Origin of the sequence: Pseudonocardia aurantiaca, assembly GCF_039526725.1 — a bacterium.
GTDB lineage: Bacteria > Actinomycetota > Actinomycetes > Mycobacteriales > Pseudonocardiaceae > Pseudonocardia > Pseudonocardia aurantiaca.
In genome coordinates, this window is sequence record NZ_BAAAJG010000017.1 from 76,728 (window position 1) to 89,229 (window position 12,502).

Sequence of the window (12,502 nt, forward strand, 5' to 3'; positions counted from 1 at the left end):
ATGCATAGTCATACGTATGGTGCGGATCGCGGTTGCGGGCGCGAGCGGGTACGCCGGAGGAGAGATCCTCCGGCTCCTGCTCGCGCATCCCGAGGTGGAGATCGGAGCCCTGACGGCCGGGGGGAGCGCGGGGACGCCGCTGGGTACGCACCAGCCGCACCTGCTCCCGCTCGCCGACCGAGTGCTGGAGGACTCCACGCCGGAGATCCTCGCCGGGCACGACGTCGTCTTCCTCGCGCTACCGCACGGGCGGTCCGCGGAGCTCGCCGCTCAGCTCGGCGACGACACCGTCGTGATCGACTGCGGCGCCGACCACCGGCTCTCCGACCCGGCCGCGTGGGATCGCTGGTACGGCGGTGAGCACGCGGGCCACTGGCCCTACGGCCTCCCCGAGCTGCCCGGGGCGCGTGACGCGCTCCGCGGCGCCAAGCGGGTGGCCGTCCCTGGCTGCTACCCGACGGCCGTCAGCCTCGCGCTGTTCCCCGCGCTCGCTGCCGGCCTCGCGGAGCCGGAGGTCGTCGTCACGGCGGTCAGCGGCACGTCCGGGGCGGGCAAGTCGCCCAAGCCGTACCTGCTCGGGGCCGAGGTGATGGGCTCCCTGTCGGCGTACGGCGTGGGCGGCGTGCACCGGCACACCCCGGAGATCGCGCAGAACCTCTCCGCAGCCGCAGGCACGCCGGTGTCGGTGAGCTTCACCCCCATGCTGGCCCCGCTCCCACGGGGGATCCTCGCCTCCTGCTCTGCACACACCGACGCGTCCACGGCCGAGGTCACCGAGGCCTACGCCAAGGCCTACGCCGACGAGCCGTTCGTGCACCTGCTGCCCGAGGGCACTTGGCCCACCACCGCGGCCACGCTCGGCGCGAACACCGCGCTGGTACAGGTGGCGGTGGACGCCGACGCGAAGCGGCTGGTCGTGGTCGCCGCGATCGACAACCTCACCAAAGGCACCGCGGGCGGCGCGATCCAGTGCATGAACCTCGCGCTGGGCCTGCCCGAGACGACCGGCCTCCCGATGACGGGGGTCGCTCCGTGAGTGTGACCACCCCACAGGGCTTCCGGGCTGCCGGTGTGGCCGCCGGTATCAAAGCCAGCGGCAACCCCGACCTCGCCCTCGTCGTCAACGACGGCCCGCAGCACGCCGCGGCCGGTGTGTTCACCCGCAACAAGGTGAAGGCCGCGCCCGTCCTCTGGTCGGAGCAGGTGCTCACCGGCGGACGGCTGCGCGCGGTCGTGCTCAACTCGGGCGGCGCCAACGCCTGCACGGGCCCCGAGGGCTTCCAGACCACCCACGCGACCGCGGAGAAGGCGGCAGAGCTGCTCGGCTGCGGCGCCGTGGACGTGGCGGTCTGTTCCACGGGGCTCATCGGCGCCCAGTTGCCCCGCGACACCGTGCTGGCCGGGGTGAGCGCCGCGTACGACGCGCTGGCCGCCGACGCCGCGGCGGGTCTCGCTGCGGCCACCGCGATCATGACCACCGACACCGTCGCGAAGGAGGCCGCGCACCGCGACCCTGCCGGCTGGAGCGTCGGTGGGCTCACCAAGGGCGCGGGGATGATCGCGCCGTCGATGGCCACGATGCTCTCGGTGCTCACCACCGACGCCGTGGTCGACGCACCGGCTCTCGACGCGGCGCTGCGCGCAGCCGTGCGGGTGAGCTTCGACCGGCTCGACATCGACGGCTCGATGTCCACCAACGACACCGTGATCCTGCTCGCCTCGGGTGCGTCCGGCGTCGTCCCCGATCCGGACGCGTTCACGGCCGCGGTCACGGAGGTGTGCCGCGACCTGGCCCGCCAAATGCAGGCCGACGCGGAGGGCGTCAGCAAGCGGATCACCGTGCACGTCACCGGCGCGGCCACCGAGGACGATGCCGTGACGGTCGCCCGGACCGTCGCCCGGGACAGCCTGGTGAAGACCGCGCTCTTCGGCTCGGACCCGAACTGGGGTCGCGTCGCCGCCGCCGTCGGGTACTCGGACGCCGCGGTGGACCCGGCCCGCCTGGACGTCACGATCAACGGCGTGCTGCTCTGCCGCGGCGCGGTAGTGGCGGGCGACCGCAACGACGTGGACCTCAAGGGCGAGGACGTCCTCGTCGAGATCGCGCTCGGGCTCGGCGACGGCACCGCGGACATCCTCACCACCGACCTGTCCCACGCCTACGTCGAGGAGAACAGTGCCTACTCCTCTTGACGAGCGGCTGGGCCGGGCCGGAGCGAAGGCGGCCGTCCTCGCCGAGGCGCTGCCGTGGCTGCAGCGCTTCCACGACCAGATCGTGGTCGTGAAGTACGGCGGCAACGCGATGGTCGACGACCAGCTCAAGCAGGCGTTCGCCCAGGACATGGTCTTCCTGCGGCTTGCGGGCATCCATCCCGTGGTGGTGCACGGCGGGGGCCCGCAGATCACCTCGATGCTCAACCGGCTGGGGCTCCCCGGCGAGTTCCGCGGCGGCCTGCGCGTCACCACCCCCGAGACGATCGACGTGGTGCGGATGGTGCTGGTCGGTCAGGTCGGGCGCGAGCTGGTCGGGCTGATCAACCAGCACGGCCCGTACGCCGTGGGCCTGTCGGGCGAGGACGCGCAGCTGCTCAGGGCGGAGAAGCGAACGGCGCTCGTCAACGGGGAGGCGGTCGACATCGGGCTCGTCGGCGACGTCGTCGAGGTCAACCCGGACGCCGTGCTGGACATCGTGCGGGCCGGGCGCATCCCGGTGGTCGCGGGCGTCGCCCCGGACGTCGACGGCACCGTCTACAACATCAACGCCGACAGCGCGGCCGCTGCGCTCGCCGCAGCCCTGGGTGCGGCGAAGCTCGTGGTGCTCACCGACGTCGAGGGGCTTTTCGCCAACTACCCCGACCCGGAGTCGGTGATCAGCGCGCTCACCGCCGACGAGCTCGAGCCGATGCTGCCCGGCCTGGCGAGCGGGATGGCGCCGAAGATGGAGGCCTGCCTCCGCGCGGTGCGCGGCGGGGTGCCGCAGGCCCACGTGATCGACGGGCGGGTGCCGCACTCGGTGCTGCTCGAGGTCTTCACCAGCGAGGGAGTCGGAACGATGGTGGTGCCGTCATGAGCGAGCTCACGACGCGGTGGCAGGCCGCGATGATGGACAACTACGGCACCCCGCCGCTTGCGCTGGTGCGCGGCAGCGGCGCCGAGGTCTGGGACGCCGACGGCCGCCGCTACCTGGACCTGGTCGGCGGCATCGCCGTCAACGCGCTGGGTCACGCGCACCCGGCTGTGATCGAGGCCGTCACGCAGCAGATCTCGACGCTCGGCCACACGAGCAACCTCTACATCACCGAGCCAGCGCTGGCCCTGGCCGAGAAGCTCCTTGAACTGATCGACCAGCCCGGCCGCGTGCTCTTCGGTAACTCGGGTGCGGAGGCCAACGAGGCCGCGTTCAAGATGGCCCGGCGGACCGGCCGCCCGAAGATCATCGCGGCCGAGAACGCCTTCCACGGCCGCACGATGGGCGCGCTCGCGCTCACCGGCCAGCAGCCAAAGCGCACGCCATTCGAGCCGATGACGCCGGGCGTCACGCACGTGCCCTACGGCGACGCGGCCGCGCTCGACGCGGCGGTGGACGCGGACACGGCCGCGGTGTTCCTGGAGCCGATCCTCGGCGAGGCCGGCGCGGTCAACCCGCCAGATGGCTACCTGAAGGCCGCCCGCGAGATCACGGCCGCCCGCGGCGCCCTGCTCGTCCTCGACGAGGTGCAGACCGGCATCGGCCGCACCGGCTCTTGGTTCGCGTTCCAGCAGGCGGGCGTCGTCCCCGACGTTGTGACGCTCGCCAAGGGCCTCGGCGGCGGGCTGCCGATCGGCGCGTGCATCGGCCTCGGCGCCGCCGGGGACCTCCTCGAACCGGGGCAGCACGGCACCACCTTCGGCGGCAACCCGGTCTGCGCCGCGGCGGCGCTAGCCGTGCTGCGCACGATCGCCGACCAGGGCGTGCTGGAGCACGTGAACCTCGTCGGCAAGCACATCGCCACCGCCGTCGAGGAGCTGCGCCACCCGCTCGTCCGCGAGGTCAGCGGCGCCGGCCTGCTCATCGGCATCGGGCTCACCAAGCCCGTCTCCACCGCCGTCGCCGCGGCGGCGCGCGAGGGCGGGTTCCTCGTCAACAACGCCGTGCCCGACCGCGTGCGGCTGGTCCCGCCGCTCGTGCTCACCGAGGAGCAGGCGGGGGAGTTCCTCTCCGCTCTCCCGAAGTTCCTGGACAGTGCAGACGGGGAGGGGGCTGATGGTTAGGCACCTCCTGCGCGACGACGATCTGAGCCCGGACGAGCAAAAGGCCGTCCTCGACCTCGCCGACGCGATGAAGGCCGACCGGTTCGCCCACCGGCCGCTCGCCGGGCCCCATAACGGGCCACTGGCCGTCGCCGTGGTCTTCGACAAGCCCTCCACCCGCACGCGAATCTCGTTCGAGGTGGGCATCGGCCAGCTCGGCGGCACCCCGCTGATCGTCGACGCCCAGGCGAGCCAGCTGGGGCGCGGGGAGACGATCGGCGACACCGCCCGCGTGCTCTCGCGGTTCGTCGACGCGATCGTGTGGCGCACCGGCGACCAGTCCCGCATCGACGAGATGGCGGCCGCCGCGACCGTGCCGGTGGTCAACGCGCTCACCGACCAGTTCCACCCCTGCCAGGTGCTCGCCGACCTGCAGACGGTGCGCGAGCGGTTCGGCCGCCTGTCCGGGCTCACGCTCACCTACCTCGGCGACGGCGCCAACAACATGGCCCACTCGCTGCTGCTCGGCGGCGCCACGGCGGGGCTACACGTCCGCATCTGCGCGCCGGAGGGCTTCCTCCCGGACGAGGCCGTGCTCCGCGATGCGAAGAACCGCGCGTCCGACACGGGCGGCGGGGTGGAGCTGATCGCTGACCCGCAGGCGGCCGTGGACGGCGTCGACGTCGTCGTCACCGACACGTGGGTGTCGATGGGCCAGGAAGGCGACGGGCTCGACAGGAAAGCCCCGTTCCGTCCGCTGCAGGTCAACGCGGCGCTCATGGAGCGGGCCGCGCCCGGCGCGATCGTGCTGCACTGCCTGCCCGCGCACCGCGGCGACGAGATCACCGACGAGGTGCTCGACGGCCCGGCGAGCGCCGTCTGGGACGAGGCCGAGAACCGGCTCCACGCGCAGAAGGCCCTTCTGACATGGTTGCTGGAGCTGTCATGAATGAGTGGCGATGACGGCCGTCTCGGGCGCGGGCCGCACCCGCGCGGGGCGGCAGGCGCGGATCGTCGAGCTGATCACCCACCGCCAGGTGCACAGCCAGACCGAGCTGCTCGGGCTGCTGGAGGCCGAGGGCATCGGCACGACACAGGCCACACTCTCCCGCGACCTGGACGAGCTGGGCGCGGTGAAGCTGCGCGGGGCCGACGGGGGAGTGCCCGTCTACATGATCCCCGACGACGGCAGCCCCGTGCGCGGCATCGAGGGCGGCACGGCCCGCCTCGCCCGGTTGCTGGGGGAGCTGCTGGTGTCCGCGGACGCGAGTGGGAACCTGGCGGTGCTGCGCACGCCACCCGGCGCAGCGCACTACCTGGCGAGCGCCCTGGACCGCGCCGCCTTGCACGACGTCGTCGGCACGATCGCCGGCGACGACACCCTCCTGGTGGTCGCCCGCGAGCCCCTCACCGGCGCCCAACTCGTCGCGCGCCTGCGCGAACTCTGACCAAGGAGCAACCATCCTGTGAGCAAGGTCCTGACCTCCCTCCCCAAGGGCGAGCGCATCGGCATCGCGTTCTCCGGAGGCCTCGACACCTCCGTGGCGGTCGCCTGGATGCGCGACAAGGGCGGGATCCCGTGCACCTACACCGCAGACCTCGGCCAGTACGACGAGCTGGACATCTCCGGCGTCCCCGCCCGCGCCAAGCAGTACGGCGCCGAGATCGCCCGCGTGCTCGACATCAGGCCGCAGCTGGTCGGGGAGGGCCTGGCCGCGCTGGCGTGCGGCGCCTTCCACATCCGGTCCGGGGGCCGGACGTACTTCAACACCACCCCGCTCGGCCGCGCTGTCACCGGGACGTTGCTGGTCCGGGCGATGCAGGCCGACGACGTCAATATCTGGGGCGACGGCTCGACCTTCAAGGGCAACGACATCGAGCGGTTCTACCGCTACGGCCTGCTGGCCAACCCCGAGCTGCGCATCTACAAGCCGTGGCTCGACGCCGACTTCGTCCAGGAGCTGGGCGGACGCGACGAGATGAGCAGGTGGCTCACCGCCCACGGGCTGCCCTATCGGGACGCGGCCGAGAAGGCGTACTCCACCGACGCCAACATCTGGGGTGCGACCCACGAGGCCAAGACGCTGGAGCAGCTCGACGTGTCCCTGGAGACGATCGAGCCGATCATGGGGGTGAAGTTCTGGGACCCGTCGGTCGAGATCCGGACCGAGGACGTCGCGGTCACCTTCGAGGCCGGGTATCCGGTGGCGATCAACGGCAAGCGCTTCGCCGACCAGGTCGCTCTCGTTTTGGAGGCCAACGCGATCGGCGGGCGCCACGGCCTCGGCATGTCCGACCAGATCGAGAACCGCATCATCGAGGCGAAGTCGCGCGGCATCTACGAGGCGCCCGGGATGGCGCTGCTCTTCGCCGCCTACGAGCGGCTGCTCAACGCGATCCACAACGAGGACACAATCGCCAACTACCACAACGAGGGCCGCAAGCTGGGCCGGCTGCTCTACGAGGGGCGCTGGCTGGACCCGCAGGCTCTGATGGTGCGCGAGTCGGTCCAGCGCTGGGTCGCCTCGCTCGTGACCGGCACCGTCACGCTGCGCCTGCGCCGCGGCGACGACTACACGATCCTCGGCACCCAGGGGTCCGGCTTCTCCTACCACCCCGACCGGCTCTCCATGGAGCGGGTCGAGAACGCCGCCTTCGGGCCGACCGACCGGATCGGCCAGCTCACCATGCGCAACCTCGACATCGCCGACTCCCGCGCCAAACTGGAGGCTTACGCCGCGCAGCCGCAGGAGCAGGGGACGGTGCTCGTCGAGCACGGCACCCTCTTCGGCGAGCTGCCTTCAGGCGGCTTCGACCGGATCGCGGCGACCGGCGAGACCGGTGAGCGCGACTCCGGAACGTCCCTCGACGCCGCCGCTCTGGAAGCGGGTAACGACTGATGACGGGCTCCCAGTTGTGGGGTGGCCGGTTCGCGTCCGGTCCCGCCGACGCGCTGGCGGCGTTGTCGAAGTCCACGCAGTTCGACTGGCGCCTCGCGCCCTATGACCTGCGCGGCTCGATGGCGCACGCCCGCGTGCTCCACGGGGCGGGCCTGCTGACCGACGCCGAGTTGGCCGGCATGCTCGACGCGCTGGCCAAGCTCGCCGCCGACGTCGAGTCGGGCGCCTTCGGGCCCGCGCCCGATGACGAGGACGTGCACTCCGCCCTCGAGCGGGGTCTGATCGAGCGGGCCGGGCCGGAGCTGGGCGGCAAGCTCCGCGCCGGCCGGTCCCGTAACGACCAGGTGGCAACGCTCTTCCGGATGTGGCTGCGCGACGCGGCCCGCCGGGTCGGCGCGGGCGTGCTGGACGTCGTCGAGGCGCTGGTCGCGCAGGCGCAGGCGCACCCCGGCGCGCCCATGCCCGGCCGCACGCACCTGCAGCACGCCCAGCCGGTGCTGCTCGCCCACCACCTCGCCGCGCACGCGCAGGCGCTCCTGCGCGACGTCGACCGGCTGCGCGACTGGGACCGCAGGGCCGCGGTGTCGCCGTACGGTTCGGGAGCGCTGGCGGGCTCGTCGCTCGGGCTCGACCCCGAAGCCGTCGCGAAGGAGCTGGGCTTCGACTCCTCGGCGGCGAACTCCATCGACGGCACCGCCGCACGTGACTTCGCCGCCGAGGCCGCCTTCGTGCTCGCGATGATCGCCGTCGACCTCTCGCGGATCGCCGAGGAGGTGATCCTCTGGGCCACGGCGGAGTTCTCCTACGTCACCCTCGACGACGCCTTCTCCACCGGCAGTTCGATCATGCCGCAGAAGAAGAACCCCGACGTCGCGGAGCTGGCCCGCGGCAAGGCCGGGCGGCTGATCGGGAACCTGTCCGGCCTGCTGGCCACACTCAAGGGCCTCCCGCTCGCGTACAACCGCGACCTGCAGGAGGACAAGGAGCCGCTGTTCGACTCCGCCGAGCAGCTGGAGCTGCTGCTCCCGGCGGTCGCCGGGATGGTGGCGACCCTCACGTTCCACACCGAGCGGCTCGCCGAGCTGGCCCCGGCCGGCTTCACCCTCGCCACGGACGTGGCCGAGTGGCTGGTGCGCCAGGGTGTCCCGTTCCGCGTCGCGCACGAGGCCGCGGGCGGGTGCGTGCGGGCGGCGGAGGCCCGCGGCGTCGGACTCGCGGGGCTGACCGACGCCGAGCTGGCCGCCGTCCACCCCGCGCTGACCCCGGACGTCCGCTCGGTCCTGTCCGTGGCAGGCTCGATCGCGTCCCGGGCCGCGCGCGGAGGCACGGCGGGGGAGCGTGTCGCCGAACAGCTCGACGAGCTGCGGGCCGCCGTCACCGCCGCGCGAGTGGCCCTCGGTTCCCCTACCGGAGGATCTGCATGACCTCGCCCGCTGACATCGGCACCGACCTCGCGTCCGCGCGCGCCGCCTACGAGGAGCTCAAGGCCCAGGGCATGCGGCTCGACCTCACGCGGGGCAAGCCCTCGGCCGAGCAGCTCGACCTGGCGACGCCGATGCTGAGCCTTCCCGGCGCCGACTACCGCGCCGCCGACGGCACCGACACCCGCAACTACGCCGGCCTGCAGGGCCTACCTGAGCTGCGCGGGCTGTTCGCGCCGTTCCTGGCGGTGCCGGCCGAGCAGCTCGTCGCGTTCGGCAACTCCAGCCTCGAGCTCATGCACGACACCGTCGTGCACGCGCTGCTCAGCCCCCTCCCGGGCGGCGATCGCCGCTGGGTCGACGAGGAGCGGGTGGTGTTCCTCGCGCCCGTCCCCGGCTACGACCGGCACTTCGCGCTGTGCGAGCGGCTCGGCGTCGACCTGGTGCCCGTGCCGATGACGCCCGACGGCCCGGACATGGACGTCGTCGACGAGCTGGTCCGCGACCCGGCCGTCAAGGGCATCTGGTGTGTGCCGAAGTACTCGAACCCGGACGGCACGACGTACTCGGACGAGACGGTCCGCAGGCTCGCCGCCACCCCGGCCGCCGCGCCGGACTTTCGGATCTTCTGGGACAACGCCTATGCCGTGCATCACCTCACCGAGCACGAGACCGAGGTCGCCGACGTCCTCGCGCTGAGCGCGGAGGCGGGGAACCCGGACCGCCCGTTCGTCTTCGGGTCGACGTCGAAGATCACACTGGCCGGTGCGGGAGTTGCGTTTCTCGGCTCCTCGGCCGCGAACGTGGCGTGGTGGCTCGCTCTGACGGGCAAGCGCACGATCGGCCCGGACAAGACCAACCACCTGCGGCACGTCCGGTTCCTGCGCGACGCCGACGGCCTGCGCGATCACATGCGCCGCCACCGCGAGATCATCGCGCCCAAGTTCGCGGTGGTCGACGAGGTGCTCACCAGCGACTTCGCCGACACGCCCGGCGTGTCGTGGTCGAAGCCCGCGGGTGGGTACTTCGTCACCCTCACGGTGCCGGACGGCACGGCGGCGCGGATCGTGCGGCTGGCGAAGGATGCCGGGCTGGCCCTGACCCCGGCAGGTGCCACGCACCCGTACGGCGACGACCCGCAGGACCGCACGATCCGGCTCGCGCCGACGTTCCCCCCGCTCCCGGAGGTGGAGAAGGCGATGGCCGGGGTGGTCGTGTGCGTCCGCCTCGCGCTTGCCGAGCGGGCCGCATGACCAGCACCACATGACGGGAACGACGGCCGGCATGCTCGGCCGCGGGGAGCTCGCCGACGACGTGCTCACCGCGGCCGTGCGCCTGCTCGGCTGCACCATCGCCGCCGACACGCCCGAGCGCACTGTCGCCGTCCGGCTCGTCGAGGTGGAGGCCTACCGCGGCGCGGACGACCCGGCCTCGCACAGCTTCCGCGGGCGCACACCCCGCAACGGCGTGATGTTCGGGCCGGCCGGCCACCTGTACGTCTACTTCGTCTACGGGATGCACTTCTGCGCCAACATCACCTGCCTGTCCGACGGTGAGCCCGGCGCGGTGCTTTTGCGCGCCGGCGAGGTCGTGTCGGACCTGGCGTCGGCGCACGCGCGGCGCCCGAGCGCCCGCCGTTCCGTGGACCTCGCGAGGGGCCCCGCCCGTCTCGCGTCGCTGCTCGGGCTGAGGCGAGAGCACAACGGCGTGGACGTGACGGATCCGGCGTCGCCGGTGCGGCTGCTGGCCGCGCCACCGGTCGATCCGGCCCAGGTCCGGCGCGGCCCCCGGGTCGGCGTCGCGGCCGCGCACGAGCTGCCATGGCGGTTCTGGCTGGACGGGTCGCCCGCGGTGACCCAGTACCGGCCGGGACGCGGCGCCCCGGCGACCGGAGCTGGACGCAGGGGGTTGGGCACTGATCTCCGCTCGTGACGACGGCGCTGCCTCGACCTCGCCGGCGACCGGTTCTACGCGGAGATCAGCGCGGAGCGGCTCGATCTGCTCGACCACGACGGCGTCGTGGCATGGATCACGATCCCGGGCACGGCCAACGCGGGCCTGGAGCAGCAGCCCGGCTACCCGGTTCTGCGGGTAGGGCAGGAAGGGCGAGTGCTGAACCTCACGGAGGAACAGGGTGCCGCGCTGTCGTTCGGCAGCGTGCTCAGCCTCCGCGCGTTGCTCGACACCCTCCCCGCCCAGGTCGCGACGCGCCTGGGCGACTGAAAAGGCCTGGATGCCGTGGAGGAGGATCGATGTCGTGGGAACGGACATCCTCGACGAGCTGGAGTGGCGCGGCCTGATCGCGCAGAGCACCGACCGGGACGCGTTGCGGCGTGATCTCGCCGACGGGGTGCTCACCCTCTATTGCGGTTTCGATCCCACCGCGCCCAGCCTCCACGCAGGCAACCTGGTGCCGCTCCTCACACTCCGCCGGTTCCAGCAGGCGGGAGCCCGGCCGATCGTCCTGGCCGGCGGGGCCACGGGGATGATCGGCGACCCCCGGGACGTCGGCGAGCGGTCGCTCAACAGCGCCGAGACGGTGCGGGACTGGGCGACGCGGATCCGCGGGCAGCTCGAGCGGTTCGTCGACTTCGATGACACGCCCACCGGAGCACTGATCGTCAACAACCTGGACTGGACGGGTGAGCAGACGACGCTGGAGTTCCTCCGGGACGTCGGCAAGCACTTCTCGGTCAACGTCATGCTCAACCGCGAGACGGTGAAGCGCAGGCTCGCAGGCGAGGGCATGTCGTACACCGAGTTCAGCTACCTGCTGCTGCAGAGCCAGGACTACCTGCACCTGTTCCGCCGGCACGGCTGTCGGCTGCAAGTCGGCGGCTCCGACCAGTGGGGCAACATCGTCGGCGGCGTCGAGCTCGTCAGACGGGCCGACGGGGCGGCGGTGCACGCGCTCACCACGCCGCTGGTCACCGACAGCGAGGGCCGGAAGTTCGGCAAGTCCACGGGGGGCGGGAACGTCTGGCTCGACCCGGAGATGACCTCGCCGTACGCCTGGTACCAGTACTTCCTCAACACGCCGGACGCCGACGTCGGCAGGTACCTGCGGTTCTTCACGTTCCTCTCGCCCGAGGAGATCGACGAGCTGGAGACGGCCGTCGCTGAACGGCCGCAGGCTCGTGTCGCGCAGCGCCGGCTGGCAGAGGAGCTCACCACCCTGGTGCACGGAAGACGCCACACAGAGCAGGTGATCGCGGCCAGCGCGGCCCTGTTCGGCCGCGGTGACCTGCGAGAGCTCGACGCAGGCACGATCGAGGCCGCTCTCGCCGAGGTCCCGACAGCGACCGTGCAAATCGGTGAACGGCCGTCGATCATCGACCTGCTGCTCGCCACGGGCCTCGCGGAGAGCCGGGGTGCCGCTCGGCGCACGGTCGCCGAGGGTGGCGCGTACGTCAACAACGCGAAGGTCCCCGACGAGGGCTGGACGCTGGGAGGGCAGGACCTGCTGCCCGGGGGATGGGCCGTCGTGCGGCGGGGCAAGCGCAACCTTGCAGGCGTGCGCGCCGGCTGACGGCGTCCACCAACGAAGACACCAAAGCGACACCCGGCGGCTTGCGGGCCCGTGGAGCCGAACTTCGGCTCCCGGGCCCCCTGACCTGCGGAGACCCCAAAAGGGGACCCCCGATTTGACGGCCTCCGACGGGGGTGTGTAACTTTCTCCTCGTCGCCACGGCGGGCAGCACGACAGACCGGGACGGAGATCCTCCGGCCCAGAGTCAGCCCCCCGGATACGGCGGCCGCCCCGAAAGGCTGAACACCTCACGGTGTAGCCTTCCGGATGTGGGTCTGGCGGAGGTTGACTCCGCGTCCAGCACCACGTAGTCTTGGAAAGTTGCCCCAGAGCAGGTTCGCAAGGACCGCGATGGTGTGCGGGTGTCTTTTGAGAACTCAACAGTGTGTCGAGCTTTATCATGAATTGGTTTTATGCCAGTT

At 72.1% G+C, this 12,502-nt stretch carries 12 protein-coding genes; all 12 read left to right on the plus strand.

From position 1 onward, the window contains the following. Positions 1–16 precede the first annotated feature (16 nt). The gene (argC, locus tag ABD143_RS26915) at positions 17–1,036 is read left to right on the plus strand and encodes an N-acetyl-gamma-glutamyl-phosphate reductase (protein WP_343984149.1); all 1,020 of its coding nucleotides are present in this window, start codon (positions 17–19) and stop codon (positions 1,034–1,036) included. Beyond that, a complete protein-coding gene (gene argJ, locus ABD143_RS26920) occupies positions 1,033–2,193 on the plus strand; it encodes a bifunctional glutamate N-acetyltransferase/amino-acid acetyltransferase ArgJ (RefSeq protein WP_343984150.1) in 1,161 nt (386 codons plus the stop codon). Before argC ends, argJ begins: the two co-directional genes overlap by 4 nt. Then, positions 2,177–3,070, plus strand: coding sequence for an acetylglutamate kinase (gene argB, locus ABD143_RS26925; RefSeq protein WP_343984151.1), 894 nt, complete (start codon positions 2,177–2,179; stop codon positions 3,068–3,070). Before argJ ends, argB begins: the two co-directional genes overlap by 17 nt. Next, positions 3,067–4,251 carry an acetylornithine transaminase gene (locus tag ABD143_RS26930; RefSeq protein ID WP_343984152.1) on the plus strand — a complete coding sequence of 395 codons (1,185 nt, stop codon included), beginning with the start codon at positions 3,067–3,069 and terminating at the stop codon, positions 4,249–4,251. Before argB ends, ABD143_RS26930 begins: the two co-directional genes overlap by 4 nt. Continuing rightward, a complete protein-coding gene (argF, locus tag ABD143_RS26935; protein ID WP_343984153.1) occupies positions 4,244–5,179 on the plus strand; it encodes an ornithine carbamoyltransferase in 936 nt (311 codons plus the stop codon). The genes ABD143_RS26930 and argF overlap by 8 nt, the downstream gene beginning before the upstream one ends. Positions 5,180–5,189: 10 nt before the next feature. Then, the gene (locus tag ABD143_RS26940) at positions 5,190–5,678 is read left to right on the plus strand and encodes an arginine repressor (RefSeq protein WP_343984155.1); all 489 of its coding nucleotides are present in this window, start codon (positions 5,190–5,192) and stop codon (positions 5,676–5,678) included. Between the two features lie 18 nt (positions 5,679–5,696). Further along, positions 5,697–7,130: an argininosuccinate synthase gene (gene argG / locus ABD143_RS26945; protein ID WP_343984157.1), complete on the plus strand. Its 1,434-nt coding sequence runs from the start codon at positions 5,697–5,699 to the stop codon at positions 7,128–7,130. Then, the gene (argH, locus tag ABD143_RS26950) at positions 7,130–8,554 is read left to right on the plus strand and encodes an argininosuccinate lyase (protein WP_343984159.1); all 1,425 of its coding nucleotides are present in this window, start codon (positions 7,130–7,132) and stop codon (positions 8,552–8,554) included. Before argG ends, argH begins: the two co-directional genes overlap by 1 nt. Further along, positions 8,551–9,804 (plus strand): aspartate aminotransferase type Ic, encoded by a 1,254-nt coding sequence (locus tag ABD143_RS26955; RefSeq protein WP_343984161.1) that lies wholly within the window; start codon positions 8,551–8,553, stop codon positions 9,802–9,804. The genes argH and ABD143_RS26955 overlap by 4 nt, the downstream gene beginning before the upstream one ends. Before the next feature lie 10 nt (positions 9,805–9,814). After that, positions 9,815–10,483 (plus strand): DNA-3-methyladenine glycosylase, encoded by a 669-nt coding sequence (locus ABD143_RS26960; RefSeq protein WP_343984163.1) that lies wholly within the window; start codon positions 9,815–9,817, stop codon positions 10,481–10,483. An 87-nt stretch (positions 10,484–10,570) separates the two neighbouring features. Next, the gene (locus ABD143_RS26965; protein WP_343984165.1) at positions 10,571–10,774 is read left to right on the plus strand and encodes a hypothetical protein; all 204 of its coding nucleotides are present in this window, start codon (positions 10,571–10,573) and stop codon (positions 10,772–10,774) included. Positions 10,775–10,808: 34 nt separating this feature from the next. Next, a complete protein-coding gene (gene tyrS / locus ABD143_RS26970; RefSeq protein ID WP_343984167.1) occupies positions 10,809–12,080 on the plus strand; it encodes a tyrosine--tRNA ligase in 1,272 nt (423 codons plus the stop codon). The last annotated feature ends 422 nt before the right edge of the window (positions 12,081–12,502 follow it).